Raw genomic sequence first — 21684 nt, 5'->3', positions numbered from 1 at the left:
CATGCTGACCGACGAGGGCATGAGACAGGTCATCCGCACCTATTTCGACGGCTGCAACGAGGCCGACGTCGGCAAGATGACCTCCTGCCTCACCGACGATGCGGTCCACTACTTCCCGCCGGGCATGTACGGCGGCCCGTTCGTCGGCGCGGCGACCATCGCGCGGCGGTGGGTGCACGCGGTGGAGACGCTCGGCTCGGTCTGGACGATCGACCAGATCCTCACTGACCCGGGCGGCGGCCGCGCCGCCGCGGAGTGGACCCACTTCAAGACCTTCACCGACACCGTGCTGCGCGGCGACGAGTGGTACACGTTCGACCCGGCCAGCGGGCTGATCACCGAGATCCGCGCCTACTACGCCTCGCCGCAGGCCGCCGACACGCAGAGGCTGGAGCTGGGCGGGTTCGACTACGCCGGCCGCGGCTACGCGCTGCAGCCGCCGATCTCACGCGGGGAACGGGCGGCCGGCCGGGCGGAGTCGCGATGAGCTGGACGCCCGGCACCGGCTGGGGGTGGGCCTGGGGCGACGCCGACGAGATCGGCGCGCTCAACGCGATGACCCAGGCCACCGTCCTGGCAGCACTGGGCGCCGTGCGCGACGGCCGCGTCCTCGACCTCGGCGTCACCGTCGACCGGACGTCCTACCTCGCGCCGGCGCACGCACGCACCGAGGTCGTCGCCTACCGGACCCCGGAGGGCCTGTACCGCGACGGCAGCTTCCCCGACTCGGGCGCGGACCGGGTCAGCTTCAACACCTCGGTGGTCATGCTGTCCGACCACGCCGGCACCCACCTCGACGCGCTGTGCCACGCGGTCTCGGGGGAGGACCGGCACTGGTTCAACGGCTTCACCGACGCCGAGCACGGCCGCGACTTCGGCCCACTGCGCTGCGGCGCGCACGGCATACCCCCGATCGTGGCGCCCGGCGTGCTGCTGGACGTCCCTGCACTGATCGGTGAGCCCGAGCTGGGACCGGGGTTCGCCATCGGCCCGGACCACCTGGCGGGGGCGCTGGAGCGGCAGGAGACCGACATCCGGCCCGGTGACGTCGTGCTGATCCGCACCGGCACGCTGCGGCACTGGGGCGAGAACGGCGCCGACCACGAACGGCTGGCGGGCCCGGACTCGTCCGGGATCACCCTGGCCGCCGCCCGCTGGCTGGTCGAGACCAAGGGCGCCATGATGATCGGCGCGGACACCTCCACCGTCGAGATCCTGCCACCGGTCGACGGCGCCAACGTCCACCCCGTGCACACGTACCTCCTGGTCGAGCAGGGCGTGCACCTCGGCGAGCTGCACTACCTGGAGGAGCTGGCCGCGGTCGGCGTCTCCCGCTTCTGCTACGTCGCGCTGGCGCCCAAGCTCCGCGGGACGACCGGGGCCTTCGCCATGCGTCCGATCGCGCTGGTCTGAGAGGAGTGGCGATGAACCCGTTCGAACGCGTCCCGATCGGCACCACCGACGTGCGGGTCGCCCGGTTCGGGCTTGGCACCGGTCCGCTCGGCGGCTGGCCGGCGGCGCTGCCGCGCGAGGTGGGGGTGGCGACGGTGCGGCGCGCCTGGGACGCGGGCATCCGCTACTTCGACACCGCGCCGCTGTACGGACACGGGCTGTCCGAGGGCTACGTGGGTGCCGCGCTGGCGGGGGAGGACCGCTCGGCGTTCACCCTGTCGACGAAGGTGGGCCGGGTCCTGGTGCCGGGCATCGACCCGGAGTCGCTGTTCGCCGGCACGCCACCCGTGCACGCGGAGTTCGACTTCTCCGCGGCGGCCGTGGAGCGCTCGCTCGCCGGGAGCCGGGACCGGCTCGGGTTCGACCGCGTCGACATCGCGCTCGTGCACGATCCGGACGATCACCACGACCAGGTGCTCGCCGAGACGTACCCGCTGCTGGACCGGCTGCGCGCCGACGGTGTCATAGGCGCCGTCGGCCTGGGGATGACGCGGGCCGAGCCGCTGCTGCGCTTCGCCACCGAGGCGTCGTTCGACTGCATGCTGCTGGCCGGCCGGTACACGCTGCTCGAGCAGGACTCGCTGCCGCTGCTGGAGGTGGCGCTCCGGCGGCGCATCTCCATCGTCGCCGCCGGCGTGTTCAACGGCGGGCTGCTGGTCGCGCCGGGCCCGGACTCGACCTACGACTACGCGCCGGCCCCGGCCGCCGTCGTCGCGCGGGCCCGGCGGCTCGACGCGGTGTGCGCCCGCTTCGGCGTGCCGCTGCGGGCCGCGGCGATCCGGTTCCCCTACGCCCACCCGGCCGTGGCCTGCGTCGTCGTCGGAGCGCGGTCGCCGGCCGAGGTGGACGACAACCTGCGGCTGCTGCGCACGCCGATACCGGCCGAGCTGTGGAGCACGCTGAAGGACGAAGGACTGCTCCATCCCGACGCACCCGTCCCCGACACAGAGGAAGTCACGTCATGACTGCAGAAGCGACTCGGCCGTACCGCGTGATCCAGGTCGGCACCGGCGGCATGGGCATGGCCTGGTGCCGGCACATCCTGCCGCCGTTCGTGGCCGACGGGCGCATCGAGGTGGTGGCCGCCGTCGACGTGAACGCCGACGCGCTGCCGCACGCGACAGAGGGCCTGGGCCTGGAGCCCGAGCGCTGCTACACCGACCTGGCCGCGGCACTGGCGAACCACCCGGCCGACATCTGCACCATCGTCGTCCCGCCGGCGTTCCACGAGACGGTCGTCGACGCGGCGCTGGAGCACGGCATGCACATCTTCTCCGAGAAGCCGATCGCGGACACGCTGGAGGCGAGCGCGCGCATCGCGGCGAAGGTCCAGGCGGCCGGGCGAAAGATGTCGGTGACCATGAGCCACCGCTTCGACCAGGACAAGACGACCTTGCGCGAGGAGCTGGCCTCCGGACGCAACGGTACCCTCGACTACCTGGTCGGCCGGTTCACCTCGGCCAACCGCCGGCTGAACTCGTGGGGCGCGTTCCGGCACCAGATGGCCGACCCGCTGATGATCGAGGGCGCCATCCACCACCTCGACATCCTGGTGGACCTGGCCGGCGCCCGCTGCGCCACCGTGTCGGCGCTGACCTGGAACCCGGCGTGGGGCGAGTACAAGGGCGACTCCGAGGGCATGGTGCTGATGGAGTTCGAGAACGGCGTGCGGGCCCTCTACGAAGGCGCGAAGGCGACCGCCGTCGGGCTCAACGGCTGGGGCCAGGAGTACGTGCGCGCCGAGTGCGAGAACGCGACGGTCATCATGGACCGCCGCCGCATCCAGCGGTACACGCCGGACAACGTGGGTGCGGACTGGGTCCCCGTCGGCGAGGAGGTCCCCTTGCTCGACGGCGAGCGCTGGGGCCACTTCACCCTGCTGGAGGACTTTCTGGCCTGGCTCGACGGCGGACCGGTCGCACCCACCGCCGTCGATGAGAACCTGCACTCCACGGCCGTGATGTTCGCCGCGATCGAGAGCAGCCGCCGCCACCAGACCGTCGACGTCGCCGAGTTCCTGGAGCAGGCTCGGGCTGCCGTGTAGTGCCCTCAGGCGGGCGGGATCGCCTCGACGTCGACGACGTTGATGCTGATGCCGCCCGACGCGGGGTTGTGCCGGCCGGAGCAGATGAGGCGCACGTGGTGGCGGCCCGGCGCGAGCCCGGTGATCTCGGTGGTGCGCAATGCGGAGCCGGGCGGTCCGTAGAGGTCGACGGCTCGGAGGATCGAGCCGTCGACCTCGACGTCGGCGATCCCGTTGCTCTCGCCCTCCACCCACACCCACCGCAGGCCGGTGCCGTCGAACTCGCACGACGCGGTGTCGCCGGCGAAGCTCGTGACCGAGATGAACGACAGCGAACCCCACTGGCCGTCGAGGCGGACGTAGAGGCCCGCATCTGGGTCGAGGTGGAGGTAGTAGAGCTCGTCCTCGCCGTAGGCGAAGAACGGCCGGGCGGTGACCGACGTACCGCTCACCCGCCAGGCCAGGTCCGGCCCGGCGGCGCGCTGGCTGCGGCGCACCAGCTGGTCGACGCCGAGGTCGCGGGCCGGATTGCGCCCGGCGGCGTACGCCACGCTGACCGGGCCGTAGGTGACGGCGACCGGCGCGGGCCGGTCGGGCAGCACCGGCGTCGTCTCCAGCTCCATGGGCAGGTCCAGCTCCAGCCGGTCGCCCGGGTGCCATCGGCGGGTCACGGCGATCCAGCCGTCGGCGTCCGGACGCGCGGGGCGCCAGGCACCGTCGACGAGCAGCCGCGGCGGGCGCGACAACCATCCCGGCGCCCGGAACCCGAGGGTGAGCCCCACGTCGGGCACCTCGTCGAGCTCGAGACGGACCCGCGAGGAGGCCGGGAAGTCGGTCACCACCCGCGCGACGATCCGGCCGTCGCCGGTGGGCCACTCCAGCCGGGCCGGCAGGAACAGGTTGACCATCAGGCGACGCTCGGCGTGCAGGAAGACCTGGTCGGTGTAGTCGGCGACGCCTTGGGGGCGGGTGCCGGTGCAGCACGACCACGGCGACACGAGCACCTTGCGGCCGCCGCGCGGCGAGTAGGCGGAGTAGTACTGGACCCGCCCGTCCGCGGCCATCGGGATGGTCGCGCCGACCCCGTTGTAGAGCATCTGCTCGGCCCAGTCGCCGTAGCGTGCCTGCCCCGTCGCGGTGACGAGGTACTTGCTGACCTTCAGCGCCGCCCACGAGCCGCAGAGCGTCTCGAAGTGGTTGTGCCACGGCTGCAGGGTCGCGGCGCGGGCGGCGGCGTCGGGGAGGAGCTGCTCGAACGGCCCGTACCCGCCGGTGCTCCAGAGATGTGTGCCGCGCAGTACGTCGTAGGCGTTGCGCAGCGCGGTGAGGTAGTACGGGTCGCCGGTCACACGGTGGCCCGCGCCGAGGCCGGCCAGCGAGTTGACGTGGCTGTAGGCGTGGTAGTGCCCGACCGGCTGCCCGTCGGGCGTCTGGAAGATGTTCTCGCCGGCGAAGAACCGGTCCCAGAGGCTGCGGTACTCCCACACCCGGCCGAACTCGAGATACCGCGGATCGCCGGTGGCCAGGTGAGCCCGGTAGAGGTTCTCGCTGAGGGTGTACCACTCGCCCTCCCAGCCGCCGCCGTGCTCGCGCACGCGGCCGAGGTGCGCCGGGTCGACGGCCCAGTCGGTGACGGTGTGCAAGGCCGGTAGTGCCGCGTCGACCTCGCAGTAGAGCCAGGCGTCGAGCAGGCCGCACAGGACCTTCTCGTAGACGTAGTGCACGGAGTTCGGGTGGCGGGTGTAAAAGAAGTACCCGTCGGGCTCGATGCACTCGACGAAGCCCTCGACCAGCTCAGCGACCTTCGCGGCCAGCTCCGGCCGCCCGGACCCGGCGTGCAGCCGGGCCAGGCCGGAGACGATCTGGCCGAAGTCGTGGAAGACGTCGTCGGAGTACCAGCCGCCCAGCTCGCGCCCCGGTGCCGGGAGGCCGGCGCGCACTCGGAAACCGTGCAGGTAGTCGTCGGTCGGCACGTGGAGGTAGTCGTCGGCCACCTGGTCCTGCTGGGACCTCCACCGCGACGGCAGCAGCCGGACGCCGGTGAAGTCGAAGGTCCGCAGCGGGTCGGTGACGGAGGCCGGGACGGTGGCAGCGGTGGCCGCGGGGGAGGCGCCCCTCAGGGCGGCCGACGAAGCGGCGCCGGCCAAGCCCGCGGCGCCCGCGATCAGGGTCCGCCGGCTCAGGGCGGGTCGATGGTCGGACACGTCTACCACCTCAGAACGTCGAGCAGGGCGTGTGCGATGACGAGGTGGCCGCTGGGCGTCGGGTGCACCGGCTCGACGCCGATCTCCGGCAGCGGCCGGTGGGCCAGCTGTTCCTGGAACACGTCGTGCGTGCGGACGTGCAAGGTGCCGTACTCGGCGACCAGCCGGTGTACCACCTGGTGGTACGCACCCAGGAACTCCAGCACCTGACCCGGCTGGTCGCCCCGGTCTGCGGGCAGCCACATGTAGAACGGGTCGAGCAGCACGACGCTGGCGCCGGCGGCCCGGGTCCGGTCGAGGATGTCGCGCAGGTTCGCCTCGTAGGTCGCGGGCGGGACGGCGCGTCCGTCCTCGTACAGCGTGCGGTGGCAGTCGTTGATGCCGATGAGGATGGTGACCCAGTCCGGCTCACGGGCGAGGACGTGCTCGTCCCACAGGTGGGTGAGCTCGGCGGTGGTGATGCCGCCGATGCCGGTGTTGTGCACGGCGAGGCCGTGGCCGGGGTAGCGGGCGTCGATCAGCCCGACCACGTCGCGGACATATCCCTCGCCGAGTGGTGTCTCGCCGACGATACCCAGGTCGAGCGTGCGCCCGGCGTCGGTGATGCTGTCGCCGGCGAACACGACCGTCTGGCCCGGCTGGAGCAGGAATCCCATGGCCACCTCCTCTTGACGGAGCTTGCATACTAGAACACATGATGACTCCCCAACACCCGGGAAAGCACTGGCATGAGGCGGACCGGCTGTTCCGCGAGGACGAGTTCTGGGTCGGCGGCGACAGCGCGTACTCGGTACCGGTGGGCGAGGACCGGGCGGTGTGGATCTTCGCCGACACCTTCATCTCCGCGCGTGGCGGCGAGCGCCGCTCCGCCGACTCCACGATGATCAACAACTCCGTGGGCATCCAGGACGGGCTGGACCCGGCCACCGGCACGATGCGGTTCTTCTGGCGCCGCCGCGCCGACGGCCGGCCGGCGTCGTTCCTCGGCACCGACGACCACACCTTCCTCTGGCCGTGCAACGCGGTGCTGCTCGACGGCCGGCTGCTGCTGTTCGCGATGCGGGTGCGGTCGCGGAAGATGACGCCGGAGGAGTACGAGCGCGCCGGCAACCTGGCCAGCTTCGAGCTGGTGGGCTGGGTGGCGAGGCTGGTCGAGAACCCCCTGGACGACCCCGACCGGTGGCGCGTCCGTGACCTGGACACCGGCACCTGCCGGTTCGCGACCACCCTGGGCGCCGGTGCGCTGCTGGTCGACGGCGACCACCTCTACGCCCACGCGAGCGCGGGCTCGGACACCAGAGGCCAGTACCTGGCCCGCTGGCGCATCGCCGACGCCGCGGACGGCCACCTCACCGACCGGGAATGGTGGTTCGGGCCGGATGCCGGCTGGCTGTCGGAGCACGCGCCCCTGCCGACGGTGCCGGCGCCCACCGTCGACGCGCCGCAGACCGAGTTCACCGTCCATCGCGACGCGGCGGGACGACTCGTGTGGGTGCAGACCGACGGCCTGTTCCGCGCCGACATCGTGGTGCGCGAGGGCGAGCGACCCGAGGGGCCGTGGACGCCGTTCGCGCCCGTCTACCACCCGCCGGAGGGTGACGTGGAGGGCGGCTTCGTCTACGGCGCCAAGGCGCACCCGGAGCAGCGGGGTGCCGGCGGCGACCTGGTACTGACCTACAACAACAACGCGCTGCGCTCGGAGATGCTCATGGGCCGGCCGGAGCTGTACTACCCGACGTTCGTGCGGGTGCCGCGGTAGCCCGCGACCGAGGATTTGACCCGCTTGTTACGCATCTAGACACCAAACAGGTGTACTGCCATACTAGTCGACATTAATTCTGAGGTTGTCCTCGGGAGGTCACGTGCCGATCAGGAAGCCAACGTCCGGCCTGGGCCGAGCCATGGGTCTGGCGCACGCGGCGCTCGTCCTGGTCATCCTCGCCCTGTCGGCGAGCATCGCTCTGGTCACGTCCCCGCCGGCGCCGCCGACGACGGCGCAGCTGGCGCCGGGCTCGCGGCAGGTCGAGGGGCCGGACGAGGCGACGGAGTCGCCGGAGCCAACCGCCGAGGCGGAGAACCCGTACGCCGGCATCGACCGGTCCAGGGTGCGCCGCTGCGTCGGTGACCCGCCCCGCCAGACCGAGGACCCGATGTCGCCGCCGTGCGTGCCCTACTGGGACGGCGAGGACAACGGCGGCGAGACGGCGCCGGGCGTCACCGAGACGCAGATCAACATCGTGATGCCGGGCGGCATCCACCAGATCGTCAAGGGCATCAACGGGCTGGTCGCGCACTTCAACGAGCGGTACGAGTTCTACGGCCGGGAGCTGAACGTCCAGTTCCTGCAGACCGAGGAGTTCCTCAGCCAGCTCAACCCGGCCCAGTACGCCGCGTACGCCGAAGAGATCGACACCGAGATGAACGCGTTCGCGGTCATGTCGCCGTCGGACAGCGCCATGGGCACCGCCACCACGCTCTACGACCTGCTCGCCGAGCGCGGCATCATCAGCGTCGACGTCGGCGCCGGCACCCGCAGCGCCGCCGAGCTCAACGAGGGCCCGAACGCCCTCTACCAGTGGTCGTTCTTCGAGCCCGACGACGTGCTGCAGCAGCACTTCGTCGAGTGGGCCTGCACGAACCTGGTCGGGCAGCCGGCCATCCACGCCGGTGACGACCTCGACGACGACACCCGCCGGTTCGGCGTCCTGGTGCAGCGCAACGCGGTCGGCGCCTCGTTCGACCCATCGGTGCTGCTGGCCGGCCTGGAGGCGTGCGACGCGGACCTGGTCGAGCCGCAAGAGCTGACGTTCGAGTTCGGCGCGTCGGAGATCGCCGGCGCCGAGACCACGCTGGCGCGGCTGCGCTCGCAGGGCGTGACGTCGCTGGCCTGCGTGTGCGGCAACCACTTCATCGGCCGGATGATGATCGCCGCCGAGGAGCTGGGCTGGCATCCGGAGTGGGTGTCCACCGGCATCGGCTCGCAGGCCAGCGACGCCAACCTGGCGCCGTTCTGGCCGCCGGAGCAGCTGGCGCACTTCTTCGGCCTCGCCCCGGCGACGAAGGCCATCCCGCTGCCCGAGCGGCCGTGGTTCGCCGCCGCCCGCGAGGGCGACCCCACCATCACCCCGGCCTACGGGCGGGAGCAGCAGAGCAACTGGGGCCGGTCGGTCGAGCAGCTGTACCTGTCGCTGCTGATCATCGCGTCGGGCATCCAGGGCGCCGGGCCGAACCTCACCCCGGAGACGTTCGCCGCGGCCCTGCAGGGGACGGAGTTCCCCAACCCCGGCGCCGCGGCTCCACCGCTCTACCAGCCGCGGGTCGGCTTCGGCGTCGGAGACCACGCGTTCATCGAGGACGTCAGCCTGACGTACTGGGACCCCACGATCCGCCCCTACGACGACCCGCAGCTGGGCACGTACTGCTACGTGAACGGCGGTGCGCGCTACCAGCTGGGTGGGTGGCCGTCGGACACCGTGTCCAAGTTCTACCCGGAGGGCAGGCCGGACGATGTCTCGTGCTGGTGAGGCGCTTCCTAGCGCCCGGGCCGCGCTGGCCGCCGCCCCCTACCGCGGCGAGCTGGCCGCGCTCGTGGTGCTGCTGCTCGTCGCGGTGCTCGCAGGCGACGGGCTGCCGCTGGGCATCGCGTCGATCGGCGTGGTCAACGGCTTCGTCATCCTGCTCCACGCGATCGCCGTCATCCTCGTCTACCGCACCGGCCGCTTCGTCAACTTCGCCCAGATCCAGATCGGGCTGGTCGGCGCCGCGCTCTACACGTCGCTGATGCAGGGCGGGCTCCTCGTGCGGGTCTTCGACTCCGCCTGCGGCTCGTGCATCGGGCCCGACCCGTCGCAGACCGTGCAGGTGGTGAACTTCGCGCTGGCCGTCGTGCTGGGGCTCGCGGCGTCGGTGCTGATCTCGATCATCTGCTACGGGCTGGTCGTCCAGCGCTTCGCCCGGCAGTCCCCGCTCATCCTGACCATCGCGACGGTGTTCTTCGCGCAGATCCTGATGGCCTTCCAGAGCCAGATCGGGACCTGGCTGACCACGGAGGACCAGCGTGACCTGGAGCGGGTGAACCCGCTCGCGGCCTCGCCGCCGCCGTGGACGCTCGACATCGCCATCGACCCGGCCCGGATCCGGCTGGACGGCATCCTCACCATCGCGACGGGGCTGGTCGCGGTCGTGGCGATCGCGGCATACCTGAGGTACGGCTCGGCCGGCATCGCCATCCGCGCCGCCGCGGACAACCAGCCGCGGGCACGCACCCTGGGCATCAACACCACCGGGGTGACGGCGCGGGTCTGGGTGCTGGTGGGCCTACTCTCCGGCGCCGCCGGCATTCTGACCGCCTTCTCCAGCGGCGCCAGCGGCGGCGCGGAGTCCGAGGTGGTGGTGCTGCCGGTGCGGACCCTGGTGCTGGTGCTCGCCGTCGCCGTGGTGGCGCGGTTCGCCAGCCTTGGGATGGCCGCGCTGGCGGCGGCGGTCCTCGGCATCGTGCAGGAGTCGGCGGTCTGGTCGTTGTCGTCGACGGCACCGCTCGAGGCCGGGTTCGTCGTCATCGTCGGGGCGCTGTTGCTGCTGCAGCGCCGCCGCGACAGCCGCGCCGACGTCGTCACGGCGGCGGGCTGGCAGGGCGCCCGGGAACCCAGACCGATACCGCGGGAGCTGCGCGGAGTCCCGGTCGTGCGGGGCTGGGTGCGGGGCGGCGGCGTGATCGTCGCCGTCGTCGTCCTCGGGCTGCCGTGGGTGCTGTCGCCCAGTGACACGAACGTGCTCAGCGTGCACCTCGCCTACGTCCTGGTCGCGGTGTCGCTGCTGGTCCTCACCGGCTGGGCCGGCCAGGTCAGCCTCGGCCAATTCGGGTTCGCCGCGGTGGGCGCGTGGGTCACGGCGGTGCTGGAGCTGAACCTGCTGGTGGCGCTGCCGGTCGCGGGCCTGGCCGGCGCGGCCGCCGCCGTCGTGATCGGGCTGCCGGCGCTGAAGCTGCGCGGGCTCAACCTCGCGATCATGACGCTGGCCTTCGCCGTCAGCGTCACCACGGTCTTCCTCAGCGCGGACTACCTCGGCGAGCACCTGCCGCAGGCGATGCCGGCGATGTCGCTGTTCGGCCTGGACCTGAGCGGCCAGCGCGCCATGTACTACGTCACCGCGGTGGTCCTCGCCGCCGGCCTGGCCGCGGTCGCCGGGCTGCGCCGCAGCCGCACCGGCCGGGCGCTGATCGCCGCGCGCGACAATGAGGCCACCGTGCAGAGCTACGGGATCAACCTGCTGCGGACCCGGCTGACGGCGTTCGCGTTCTCCGGATTCCTCGCCGCCGCGGCCGGCGCGATCCTCGCCTACCTGCTCGGCGGTGTCACACCCGGCGCGTTCGCACCGGAGGTCAGCATCACGCTGTTCGCGTTCGCCGTGATCGGCGGGCTCGGCGGTCTGCTCGGGCCGGTGCTCGGGATGCTGTACCTGGCGGTGCTCACGCTGTTCGGAGCAGACCAGCTGGTCCAGCTGATCGGCTCCGGGCTGGTCGGCCTGCTGGTGCTGGCGGCGCTGCCCGGCGGCATCGCGCAAGCGCTCTACGACGCGCGCGACGCGATGCTGCGGCGGGTCGCCGCTCGACAGCGGATCGTCGTCCCGAGCCTGTTCGCCGACCGCGACCCGAACGCACCGCCGGACCAGGCACCGCTGGACGAGCGGCGGTCCCGCGACCGCTTCCTGCCGACCCGGTTCGAACCGGACGGGCAGTGGGCGCTGCGGCGCTACGGCACGAACGACCCGGCGTCGAGGGAGCGAATCGGTGGCTGACACGACGACGCGGGCGCCTTCGCCCGACACGACCCGCGACGACCTGGCCGCGCTGGCCGCCACGCCGCGGCCGCGCGCTCTGGTGCCCACCACGAGGGAACGCGCCGAGGGTGGCGAGGCGCCGACGCAGACCGTCGGTCCTGAGCTGGCACCGGCACCGGAGCCGCGCGGGCGCCGGCTGCGCCGATCGCTGCGCACCTACGCCCGCAGCCTGGACCTGCGCGGCACCGGCGCTCCGGCCATGCCGCTGCTGGTGTTCGGCCTGTCGGCGATCTTCGTCGGCTGGGACGCTCAGGTGCTCGGCCTGGTCGCGCCGGAGATCCGCACCGAGTTCGGCGTCAGCGTCGCGGACCTGGTGGCGCTCGGCTCGGTGCTCGGGTTCCTCGGCATCCTGGCCGCGCTGCCGATGGGCTACCTGGTCGACCGGGTCAAGAGGGTCTGGCTCGTGCGCGTCGGCGGCATCGTCGGCCAGGTCAGCATCGTCCTGCAGGCCCTGGCCGGGTCGTTCGTCGGTCTGGTGCTGGCGCGGTCCGTCGGCTTCCTCGGCACCACCCTTGCCGGTCCCGCCAGCGGCCCGCTGACCGCGGACTACTTCGCGCCGAAGCTGCGCGGCCGGGTGTTCGCCTTCCTCGGTGCGTGCGGCCAGATCGGGACGCTGCTGAGCGTTCCGGTCGCCGGTGTCATGGTCACCATGTACGGCTGGCGGCAGGCGGTGATCGCCCTGGCCATCCCCGGCACGCTGTTCGTGCTGCTGTCGTTCCTGCTGCGCGAGCCGACCCGCGGCGAGGTCGACCGCAAGGACGCCGGCCTCTCCGACGAACAGGCCGAGCAGGAGCCTCCGCCGCTGAGCATGACGGCATCGCTGAAGGCGGCCTGGAGCATCCGCACCCTGCGCCGCCAGGCGTACGCGGGACTCGTCATCGGCATCGTGTCCGGTCCGATCTTCCTCATCACCGGCCTGTTCCTGGCCGACCGGTTCCTGCTGTCGCCGGCGGAGCGGGCCTGGGTGGTGTGGATCGTCGCGCTGGTGGCGACGCCCGGTCTGCTGCTGGCCGGGCCGATCGCCGACCGGCTCATGGACCACAAGCCGAGCCGGCTGGTGGTCATCCAGTCGCTGCTGATGATCCTCGGCGCGGTCAGCCTGGTCGTGATGGTGTTCGCGCCGGGCCTGGTCTACGTCGTCGCCTTCCAGGTGGTGCTCGGCTTCGCCAGCGCCACCGTCACGCCGGCCACCGCCGTTCTCTACGCCCGCATCGTGCCGGCCCAGTTCCGCGGCATCGGGATGCAGGTGTACGCGCCGTTCGCCGTCGTCGGGCTCATCCTCGCGCCCTTCCTCACCGGCTACGCCGACCAGCAGTGGGGCACCGGCGGCGCGCTGCTGGCGATGGCGCCGATCTACCTGTTCGGCGGGATCATGTTCCTGACGTCGGCGTCGTCGGTGGAGCGCGACATCCGCGCCGCCGAGCTGGCCAACATCGCCGACCAGGTGGTCCAGGCGGCCAAGGCGGCCGGCACCACCAAGATGATCGTCTGCCGCGGCCTCGAGGTGGAGTACGCCGGCACGCAGGTCCTGTTCGGCATCGACCTGGACGTCGACGAGGGCGAGACGATCGCCCTGGTCGGCACCAACGGCGCCGGCAAGTCCACCCTGATGCGGGCCGTCTGCGGCCTGCACGAGCCCGCCAACGGCGCGGTTTTCCTCGACGGGGTCGACGTCACCCACGCACCGGCGCACGAGCTGGCCCGGCGCGGGGTCGTCATGCTGCCCGGCGGGCACGCGGTGTTCCCGGAGATGACGGTCGACGAGAACCTGCGCGCCGCCGCCTGGGGCGGTGCCGGACGCGCCGGCGGCATCCCGGCCGAGGTGTTCGAGGCCTTCCCGGTGCTGCGCCAGCGACTCCAGCAGCGCGCCGGCACGTTGTCCGGCGGCGAGCAGCAGATGGTCGCGATGGCGCAGGCGATGCTCATGCGGCCGCGGCTGCTGCTGATCGACGAGCTGTCGCTGGGGCTAGCCCCAGCGGTGGTCGACCAGCTGCTGACGATCGTGCGCCGGCTGCGCGACGAGGGCACCACCATCGTGCTGGTCGAGCAGTCGCTCAACGTCGCGCTGACCGTCGCCGATCGTGCCGTCTTCATGGAGAAGGGCGAGATCCGCTTCGACGGGCCCACCCGGGAGCTGCTCGGCCGGCCGGACCTGGTCCGGGCGGTCTTCATGGGCGCGGTCACCGGGTCGGCGGCCCGCCGCCCGCTGCGGCGCGGCGCCGAGCGCGCCACCGTCCTGCGCGCGGACGGTATCGGCGCCGCCTTCGGCGGGGTGCGTGCGTTGCACGACGTCACGCTCGAGGCAGCCGCGGGAGAGATCGTCGGCGTCATCGGACCCAACGGAGCCGGCAAGACGACGCTGTTCGACGTCGTCTCCGGCTACACCCGGCCCGACAGCGGCACCGTGCTGCTCGGCCCGGACCTCGACGACGTGACGAGGCTCTCGCCAGACGCCCGGGCCCGCGCCGGCCTGGGCCGCTCGTTCCAGTCGGTGCTGCTCTTCCCGGCTCTGACCGTGCGCGAGACCATCGCGCTGGCACACGAGCGGCGGGCGGTGAGGAGCGCCGTCCTCGCGGCACTGTGGACGCCGCCGGTGCGCCGCCGCGAGCGCCGCATCGCCGAGCGCGTCGACGGGCTGGTCGACCTGCTCGGCCTCGGCGCCTACGCCGACAAGTTCGTCCGGGAGCTGTCCACCGGCACCCGGCGCGCGGTCGAGATCGCCTGCGTGATGGCGGCCGAGCCCGCGGTGCTGTTGTTGGACGAGCCGTCGTCCGGACTGGCCCAGGCCGAGGCCGAGACGCTCGGCCCGGCGCTGACCCGGATCGTGCACGACACCGGCTGCGCACTCATCGTCATCGAGCACGACCTGCCGCTCGTCACGTCGATCGCCGACCGCCTGGTCGCCATGGACCTCGGCGAGGTGATCGCCGACGGCGACCCGGCAGGTGTCTGCGCCGACCCGAAGGTCGTGGAGTCGTACCTGTCCGCCTCCGTCGACACCCTGCAGAGATCCGGATCGCACGTCACCGCGGCGCTGGCCCAGGCCGGGCTGACGGGAGCCGCGCGGCGCGATCGCGAAGGAGAGAGCACATGACGCACCTGCCCGCACCACCGGAGGAGAGCGTGGCCGCGCCGACGATCGGATCGGGCCGCGAGTTCGCACGGCGCTTCACCGCCATGGTCGACAACATCGGCACGGTCATCAAGGGGAAGGACGACGTCATCCGGCAGGCGCTGGTGGCGATGCTGGCCGAGGGCCACGTCCTGTTCGAGGACCTGCCCGGCACCGGCAAGACCGTCCTGGCCCGCGCCATCGCGGCGACCACCAGCGGCAGCACCTCGCGGGTGCAGTGCACCCCGGACCTGCTGCCCGCCGACATCACCGGCTCCACCGTCCTGGACCGCGCGACCGGCGACTTCACGTTCCGCGAAGGACCGGTCTTCACCAACGTGCTGCTGGCCGACGAGGTCAACCGGGCCACGCCGAAGACCCAGTCCGCGCTGCTGGAGGCGATGGCGGAGAAGCGGGTCACGTTCGACGGCACGACCTACGACCTTCCCTCGCCGTTCTTCGTCATCGCCACCATGAACCCGATCGAGCTGGCCGGCACGTTCCCGCTGCCGGAGGCCCAGCTGGACCGGTTCCAGTTCAAGCTCAGCCTCGGCTACACCGACCGCGACGCCGAGGTCTCGGTGCTGCGAGCGAACCGGCAGCAGGCGGCCATCCTGAGCCTCGAGCCCGTCGTCACCATCGACGAGGTGATCGACATGATCGTGTGGGCTCGCGGCGTCACGACCGCCGACCCGATCCTCTACTACATCACCGACCTGGTGCAGGCCACCCGAGACGACCCGGCGCTGCTCATGGGCGCCAGCACCAGGGCCGCGGAGGCGCTGATGCGCGCGTCACGGGTGATGGCCGCGTCCCAGGGCCGCGACGACGTGCTGCCCGACGACGTGAAGCTGATCGCGGGCGCCGTGCTCAACCACCGGCTGGTCCTGACACCGGACGCCCAGCTGCAGGAGGAGCGGGTGGACGCGGTGATCGACCGGATCCTGCACCGGGTCAAGGTCCCGCAGGGCCTGGAAGTCACCCCGGCATGATCGAGCGCAGGCTCGGCCTCACGGCCGCCGGCGTGGCCGTCGTGGTCCTCGGCGCCGCCGGCTGGGCGATCGGCCGGCTGCTGGAGAGCCGGGGGGTGTTCCTCCTGGTCTACGGCGGCATCGTCGCGCTCGTCGTCTCGTGGCTGCTCGGCCAGCGACGCCCCGCGCTCTCGGCCAGCCGGTCCACGCCGCCGCCGCGGGTCCGGCCGGGCCGGCGCGTCGAGGTGGAGGTGGAGCTGACCGCGCGGCGACGGGTCAGCACCGTCGTCGTGGAGGACGAGCTCGACGAACGGCTGGGCCAGTCGTCCCGGTTCCCCGTGGCCGTCCTCCCGGGCGGTCGGTCCGTGCGGCACACCTACGGTTTCGTCCCGCAGGCCCGAGGGGTCTTCCGGGTCGGCCCGCTGGTTGCGGAGTGGAGCGACCCGTTCGGGCTGACCAGGCGGCGCGTCACCCTGGTCGAGCCGCAGGAGGTCATCGTGCACCCACGGGTGGAGCGGGTGACCGACCGGATCACCACCCGCGAATGGGAGGACCCGCCGGTCCGCCCGCCCGTGCTGAAGCCCTGGCCGACCGGGTTCGAGTTCTACGGCCTGCGCGACTACGTGCCCGGCGACGACCCGCGCCGGATCGTGTGGCGCGCGGTCGGCCGGTACGACCGCTACCTGGTGCGCGAGTCCGAGCAAGGCATCACCGACCGGGTCAACATCCTGCTCGACACCGACGCGCGCCGGCACAGCCCGGGCACGCCCAGCGAGACGTTCGAGCTCGCCGTGAGCGTCGCCGCGTCGCTGGCCGTGCACCACCTGGACAACGGGTTCGGGCTCAACCTCGACCTGAACAGCGAGCGGCTGGCCGGGCCGCTGCGCGGGCGCACCCAGCACGTGCGCCTCCTCGACCAACTCGCGGTCGTCGACACTGAGCGGGCGCCGCTGAGCCAGGCACTGGAGCGGCTGCTGATCGACCCGATGCGGCACGCGCACAACGTCGTCGTCACCCCCGAGATCGACCCGGTGGCGGCCCGCCGGATCCGGCTGCTGCGCAGCCAGGGCGTGGCCGTCCTCCTCGTGCTGACCGTGTGGGACGACACCGAGCCGGCGACGCTGCACCGGGCCGGCCTGCTCGGCTGCAACCTCGTGCAGGTGTCGGCGGGAAGCTCCATGCGGCAGGTCTTCGAGCACGTCGTCGGCGTGACGGGGGTGAGACGATGAGCGAGCTTCAGCAGACCGAGCCGCAGGGGACCGAGCGGCAGGAGAGCGGCCGGCCCGTCGGCGTGCTGGCGACGACCGCCGCCGCCCTGCTGGGCGGTGCGGGCGCCGCCTGGGTGATCGGCGGCGTCTTCGGCGGCGGGCTGGCCCGGCTGACCGCGATCGGCGGCGCGGTGCTCGGCGCGCTGATCGCCTGGGCGTCGTACCGCACGAGCCGGCCGGCGCTGATGCAGCTGCTGGCGGTGCCCGCGGCCCTGGTGGCCGGATCGCTGCTCGTCCTGCCGGACTCCGGCGGCGACCTGGGTGAGCTGCCCGGGTTCGTCCGCGACGCGTTCGAGCAGGGCGGGCTCTCCACCCCGCCGATCGCCTTCGACCCCGGCTGGCGGGTCATCGTCGTGGTGCTGTGCACCGTGGTGGTGGTCACCGGGGTTGCGCTGGCGGTGGAGTTCGCGATGCCTCGGCTGGCGCTGGCGGTCCCGCTGGTCGTGATCGTCGGCGGCATGCTGGTGCAGCCCAGCACCGGCGAGACCGTCACCGCCGTCGTCGCGCTCGTGTTCGTGCTGGCCGGGCTCGGTGTCTCCTACGGCGTCCGGCTCAGCCAGGAGGGCGTCGGCGGCGGCCGGTTCGAGGTGCGCCGGCTGGCTCGTGGCGCCGTCGTCGTGGCGGTGCTCGGTGCCGGGGTCGCCGGGCTGAGCCAGGTCGGTTTCCTCTACCCGGCTGGCGACGACGACGACAGCTTCCCGCCGCAGCGGCCCGGCACGCCGCCACCGTCGGACGCGGCCGTCGTCTTCGAGGTGAGCGAGCCCGACGGCACCGACCACATCTGGCGCACGGGTGTGCTCGACGTCTACTCGGTGGACGAGAACGCCTGGCTGACCCCGCCCTACGACCCGGACAGGTTCGTGCCGCTGCCCGAGTCCGGTGCGGTGCCCGGCGACGACGGGCCGAGCCCGGACGACGCCGAGGAGGCCGTGATCACGGTCGTCGCCGGCGGCGGGCGCGAGCTGCCGGTCAGCGGCGACGTCGCCACCCTGTCCGGGGTGTCCGCGCAGTACGACCCACGCACCCAGACCTTCCAGTCCACCGGGCGGATCGCCGACGGTACCGAGTACACCGTGGCGTCGGTGGCGGTCGACCGGGACACGCTGGCCGAGGCACCGCCGTCGACGTCGGAGGAGCTGTCCGAGTTCCTGGCGGCGCCGGAGATCCCGGCTCTGGTCGAGCAACTGCTGCTGACCGCGCCGCCGGAGGCCGACGGCCAGTACGAACGGCTGCAGTTCGCCCGGACCGCGCTGTACGAGAACGTCGTCGCCGCCGGCAGCGGCGAGCCGGTCGACGTCTCCGCCGAACGCGCCCAGGACATCATCGTCCAGCCCGGCACCAAGGCGTCACCTTACGAGATCACCGCCGCCGATGCGCTGCTCGCGCGCTGGCTGGGGGTGCCGTCGCGGATCGGCTACGGCTACTACACCGAGGGGCGCGAGCCGAACGCCGAGGGCGTGGTCGAGGTGCGCCCGGAGGACGGTGCCACCTGGCTGGAGACCTACCACGAGGGCATCGGCTGGGTGCCGCAGCCCAGGTCGCCGGAGCAGGCGCCGCCGCCGGTGGAGGCAGCGCCGGAGGCCGAGCGGCCGGAGGTCACCGCCAGCGAGGACCGCGCCCTGCTCGTCTATGTGCCGACGCGGGTGCAGACCGTGCGGCTGGCCTACGAGTTCGTCGGCTACTGGGTGCTGGTGATCGTGCCCTGGGTGCTGGCCCTGGTGCTGGCCTGGGTGTGGTACCCGGCGGTGCTGAAGGTGCTGCGACGGGGCAAGCGCCGGCGCTGGGCGGCGGCCCGCGGGCTGCGCGAGCGCATCGCCGTCGCATACGCCGACCTGCGCGACGTGGCCAACGACTTCGGCATCGGCCACCCGACGCTGACCCCGATCCAGTTCCTCGACACGCTGCGGCCGGACCGTGAGCACCGCGAGCTGGCCTGGCTGACCACCCGCGCGCTGTGGGGCGACCTCGCCCGCGACCTGCGCATCGAGGACGCCGAGCTCGCCGAGGACCTGGCCCGCTCGGTGCGCCGGCGGCTGGCGCGGGCCCAGCCGCTGCCGCTGCGGGTCCTGGCCGGCATCTCGCGGCAGTCATTGCGCGACCCCTACACCCGGGAGATCCCGAACCTGTGGCCGCGGCGCCGGCGCGGCCCGCTCACGGCGATCGGGTCGGCGCTGCGAGGTCTGCTGCGCCGGCCGGCGACGCTGCGCGCGGCCGTCGTCGTCGGGCTGGCGTTCTTCACCCTGGGCGGCTGCTCCAGCGTCGTCATCGAGAGCGGCCCGCCGGACCCGCAGCGAGCGGTGCAGCCGGTGGTGCCGGAGACCGTCGCCGAGTTCGCGCTGCTGCGCAGCCCGTCTGCGGAGCAGGCCTTCACCGGCCTGGCCGACCAGTCGCTGGTGACCGACGGCCGCGTCTACGAGATCTACCAGGGATCGCAGCGCCAGGCGCTGCTGCAGATCGCCTGGTTCAAGAGCGGCATCGAGGACCGGGACGAGGCGAAGCGGCAGATGCTGGCCTCCATCGAGACGGGGGAGTTCGTCTTCTCCCGCATCGGTGAGGAGCGCGCCTACGTCAAGGAGGCCGCCGACGCCAACGTCGTGGTCTGGTTCGCACCCGGCGACACCTACTACCAGCTCGTGGTGACGCGCAAGGACCTGCCGGTGGAGGCGCTCGAACGCATTCTCAAGGGCCTGCTGGCCTATCAGCGCGGCGACGTGCACGAGATCGTCAACGTGCGCGAGGCGCCGCCGCAGCCCGATCCGCGTCTGGGGAGTCCCGGATGACCCGGCCCGTCGGCAGAGGAGAGCGGCAGATGCACGCGAAGCGAGGCTGGGCCGCGGCGGTCGTCGCCGTGCTGGCCGTGACCGGCTGCGCCGGCCCCGCCCAGCAGGTCGAGGTGGACGTGCGCGGCGAGCTCGCCCAGCTGGGGCTGGACCAGGCGAGCCTCGCCGCCGGGGTGGTCGCGCTGCCGCCGTACCTGGCCGGCGGCGAGGACGGGCCGCCGGCGAACTGGGTGGTCAACCCGCGGCTGAGCGACCAGCCGGAACCGGCGGCCGAGGGCTCCGCGGCGTGCCCGTTCACCGACCCCCGCCAGCAGGTGGTGGCGGCGCTGGAGTCGCCGGTCGCGCCGCCGGCCGTGGGCGAGTACCGGTTCTTCGCCGAGGGCCGGCACGAGGCGGTGTCCACCGACGGCGGCGAGTACGCCGTGATGCCCGCCGAGATGACCCGGACGGTGAGCAACCTCCGGCTCGGTGCCGGGGGCACCAGCTACGACTTCGACCTCGTCGTGGAGGCTCCGCACGGGACCACGACCACGACCTACCGCGTCGTGCTCGACGACGCCTCGGTGGTCCGCCCGGACGTGCCGCGGCCGGTCAATGTCGGCGAGCCGCCGCCCAGCCTCGACCCGTCGGCTTTCCCGCCGGTGGTCGGCACCACCCGTGTCGGCACCCCCGCGCAGCCGGGCATGTACGTCATGTCGATGGCGGCCGACGGCGGCGAGCCGGTCCCGTTCAACGCCGGCCAGGGCATGCTGCTGGTGCGCTGGCCGGCCTACGCCGGCGACACCTTCCACGGCCAGGCCACCGTCGGCACCGGCGATGCCGCCCAGCACGTCGCCTACACCTCCACGGTGCTGGACGACGGTGTGGTCGAGGCGTGCGGCACCCGGCTGGACAGCCTGCCGGTGCAGATCTCCGCCACCGTCGCGCCGCTGGCCGGCGACGGGCCGAGCGCCAGCGTCGACGCCGTCTACAACGTCGCGACGCAGTTCGGGGGCGTCATCGTCGCGGACAGCCGGACCACCGCCGTCGGCAGCGACGCCACGTCGTCGGTGGAGCAGACCATCAGCGCCCGGATGGTGGGCGCGCCGCGGCCGCCCGGTCCGCCGCCGCCACCGGCCGGTTGCCCGGCCGACGCCGTGGGCGGCCCGGCGCTACCGGCCGTGGATCGCATCGCCGCCCCGCCGGTCGAGGCGACCTACGTGATGCGGACCCCGTCCGTGGGCTTCGCCGTCAGCACGTACACGGTGAACGGCGTCAGCCCCGACGCCGGCAAGTTCCCGACCACGATGGTGCGGACGGTGCGGAACGTGCGGTGGGACCCGACCGGGCGGGAGTACTTCGAGTACGAGGTCGCCGACGACCTCGGCGGCTCGGTGACGGTGACGACGTACCGCGTCGTGCCGGGGCCGGCGGCGGGGACGGAACCGCCGCCGGCGCGCCCCGAGCCGGGCGCGCCCGGGATCTACCTGGTGTCCACGCTGCACCCCGACGGCCACACCGTCACCTACAACGACGGCGACGGCCTGCTGATCGTGCCGTTCCCCGTCGCCGGCTCCGCCGCTGCCGAGTACGTCTCGGTCGGCACCGACGGCACCGGCGACGTGGTGGCCGCGAGCTACCTCTCGCCGAACACCGTCGTCGAGGTGTGCGGCACGCCGGTGGAGACCTGGACCGTCGACGTCGTCATCTCACCGGGCACCGAGCCGGCGCCGAAGCCGCCGCCGCAGGAGTACATCGACACCCGGCTCTTGCCTCCGGAGGAGCCGACGCCGCCGGAGGCCACCGCGGCACCACCGGAGCCGCCGCTCCCGTCGGCGCCCGCCGCGGGACCGCGCTCCGGGCTGGCCCTGATGCGCAGCTACACCGACCTGCTGCACGACCAGGGACACGTCGAGACCAGCTACGCGCTCGCTCTCGCGCCGGCCCTCGGCGGGCTGCCGGTGGCGTACCGCTCGACGGTGAGCAGCGTGGACCGCGTCGAGACGTTCCAGCAGAACCTGGCCTACACCCTGGCGAGCCGACCCGAGGTGCCATGA

14 protein-coding genes are annotated in these 21684 nt (G+C 72.8%); 12 read left to right on the top strand and 2 right to left on the bottom strand.

What is annotated here, in order from left to right:
* Position 1 precedes the first annotated feature (1 nt).
* The 4 genes from E1269_RS13110 to E1269_RS13095 are packed head-to-tail and all read left to right on the top strand — an operon-like array spanning position 2 to position 3496.
* A complete protein-coding gene (locus E1269_RS13110; protein WP_203433475.1) occupies positions 2-487 on the top strand; it encodes a nuclear transport factor 2 family protein in 486 nt (161 codons plus the stop codon).
* A complete protein-coding gene (locus E1269_RS13105) occupies positions 484-1413 on the top strand; it encodes a cyclase family protein (protein ID WP_131895134.1) in 930 nt (309 codons plus the stop codon). The genes E1269_RS13110 and E1269_RS13105 overlap by 4 nt, the downstream gene beginning before the upstream one ends.
* A gap of 11 nt (positions 1414-1424) precedes the next feature.
* Positions 1425-2417, top strand: a complete 993-nt coding sequence (locus tag E1269_RS13100) for an aldo/keto reductase (RefSeq protein ID WP_131895132.1) — start codon at positions 1425-1427, stop codon at positions 2415-2417.
* Entirely contained in the window at positions 2414-3496 is a 1083-nt protein-coding gene (locus E1269_RS13095) for a Gfo/Idh/MocA family protein (RefSeq protein WP_131895130.1), read from the top strand. Before E1269_RS13100 ends, E1269_RS13095 begins: the two co-directional genes overlap by 4 nt.
* Before the next feature lie 5 nt (positions 3497-3501).
* Here the strand turns inward: E1269_RS13095 and E1269_RS13090 are convergent, their stop codons facing one another.
* Both E1269_RS13090 and E1269_RS13085 read right to left on the bottom strand, forming a co-directional pair.
* The gene (locus E1269_RS13090) at positions 3502-5679 is read right to left on the bottom strand and encodes a beta-L-arabinofuranosidase domain-containing protein (protein WP_162606392.1); all 2178 of its coding nucleotides are present in this window, start codon (positions 5677-5679) and stop codon (positions 3502-3504) included.
* A 2-nt stretch (positions 5680-5681) separates the two neighbouring features.
* Complete coding sequence (locus E1269_RS13085; protein WP_131895126.1) at positions 5682-6335, bottom strand: SGNH/GDSL hydrolase family protein; 654 nt, start codon at positions 6333-6335, stop codon at positions 5682-5684.
* 38 nt (positions 6336-6373) lie between these two features.
* Here E1269_RS13085 and E1269_RS13080 point away from each other — a divergent pair, with 38 nt between their 5' ends.
* From E1269_RS13080 to E1269_RS13045, 8 genes are all read left to right on the top strand, one after another.
* Positions 6374-7438, top strand: a complete 1065-nt coding sequence (locus tag E1269_RS13080; protein ID WP_131895124.1) for a DUF4185 domain-containing protein — start codon at positions 6374-6376, stop codon at positions 7436-7438.
* A 103-nt stretch (positions 7439-7541) separates the two neighbouring features.
* Positions 7542-9203, top strand: coding sequence for a type 1 periplasmic-binding domain-containing protein (locus E1269_RS13075; RefSeq protein WP_131895122.1), 1662 nt, complete (start codon positions 7542-7544; stop codon positions 9201-9203).
* Positions 9187-11475 carry an ABC transporter permease gene (locus E1269_RS13070; RefSeq protein ID WP_131895120.1) on the top strand — a complete coding sequence of 763 codons (2289 nt, stop codon included), beginning with the start codon at positions 9187-9189 and terminating at the stop codon, positions 11473-11475. The genes E1269_RS13075 and E1269_RS13070 overlap by 17 nt, the downstream gene beginning before the upstream one ends.
* A complete protein-coding gene (locus tag E1269_RS13065) occupies positions 11468-14611 on the top strand; it encodes an MFS transporter (protein ID WP_131895118.1) in 3144 nt (1047 codons plus the stop codon). Before E1269_RS13070 ends, E1269_RS13065 begins: the two co-directional genes overlap by 8 nt.
* Positions 14608-15621, top strand: coding sequence for an AAA family ATPase (locus E1269_RS13060; protein WP_131895116.1), 1014 nt, complete (start codon positions 14608-14610; stop codon positions 15619-15621). Before E1269_RS13065 ends, E1269_RS13060 begins: the two co-directional genes overlap by 4 nt.
* The gene (locus E1269_RS13055) at positions 15618-16829 is read left to right on the top strand and encodes a DUF58 domain-containing protein (RefSeq protein ID WP_131895114.1); all 1212 of its coding nucleotides are present in this window, start codon (positions 15618-15620) and stop codon (positions 16827-16829) included. Before E1269_RS13060 ends, E1269_RS13055 begins: the two co-directional genes overlap by 4 nt.
* The gene (locus E1269_RS13050) at positions 16826-19648 is read left to right on the top strand and encodes a transglutaminase TgpA family protein (protein ID WP_131895112.1); all 2823 of its coding nucleotides are present in this window, start codon (positions 16826-16828) and stop codon (positions 19646-19648) included. Before E1269_RS13055 ends, E1269_RS13050 begins: the two co-directional genes overlap by 4 nt.
* A gap of 29 nt (positions 19649-19677) precedes the next feature.
* Entirely contained in the window at positions 19678-21684 is a 2007-nt protein-coding gene (locus tag E1269_RS13045; protein WP_131895110.1) for a hypothetical protein, read from the top strand.

Source organism: Jiangella asiatica (assembly GCF_004349065.1).
Taxonomy (GTDB): Bacteria; Actinomycetota; Actinomycetes; order Jiangellales; family Jiangellaceae; genus Jiangella; species Jiangella asiatica.
Note: the sequence above shows the minus strand (reverse complement) of the source record. Positions and strands in the feature narration are given on the sequence as shown.

Excerpts from the sequence above, each read along its gene's own strand:
- E1269_RS13045 (WP_131895110.1), top strand. The coding sequence starts at position 19,678 with ATGCACGCGAAGCGAGGCTGGGCCGCGGCGGTCGTCGCCGTGCTGGCC.
- E1269_RS13060 (WP_131895116.1), top strand. The coding sequence starts at position 14,608 with ATGACGCACCTGCCCGCACCACCGGAGGAGAGCGTGGCCGCGCCGACG.
- E1269_RS13050 (WP_131895112.1), top strand. The coding sequence starts at position 16,826 with ATGAGCGAGCTTCAGCAGACCGAGCCGCAGGGGACCGAGCGGCAGGAG.
- E1269_RS13070 (WP_131895120.1), top strand. The coding sequence starts at position 9,187 with ATGTCTCGTGCTGGTGAGGCGCTTCCTAGCGCCCGGGCCGCGCTGGCC.
- E1269_RS13055 (WP_131895114.1), top strand. The coding sequence starts at position 15,618 with ATGATCGAGCGCAGGCTCGGCCTCACGGCCGCCGGCGTGGCCGTCGTG.
- E1269_RS13100 (WP_131895132.1), top strand. The coding sequence starts at position 1,425 with ATGAACCCGTTCGAACGCGTCCCGATCGGCACCACCGACGTGCGGGTC.
- E1269_RS13095 (WP_131895130.1), top strand. The coding sequence starts at position 2,414 with ATGACTGCAGAAGCGACTCGGCCGTACCGCGTGATCCAGGTCGGCACC.
- E1269_RS13080 (WP_131895124.1), top strand. The coding sequence starts at position 6,374 with ATGATGACTCCCCAACACCCGGGAAAGCACTGGCATGAGGCGGACCGG.
- E1269_RS13085 (WP_131895126.1), bottom strand. The coding sequence starts at position 6,335 with ATGGGATTCCTGCTCCAGCCGGGCCAGACGGTCGTGTTCGCCGGCGAC.
- E1269_RS13105 (WP_131895134.1), top strand. The coding sequence starts at position 484 with ATGAGCTGGACGCCCGGCACCGGCTGGGGGTGGGCCTGGGGCGACGCC.
- E1269_RS13110 (WP_203433475.1), top strand. The coding sequence starts at position 2 with ATGCTGACCGACGAGGGCATGAGACAGGTCATCCGCACCTATTTCGAC.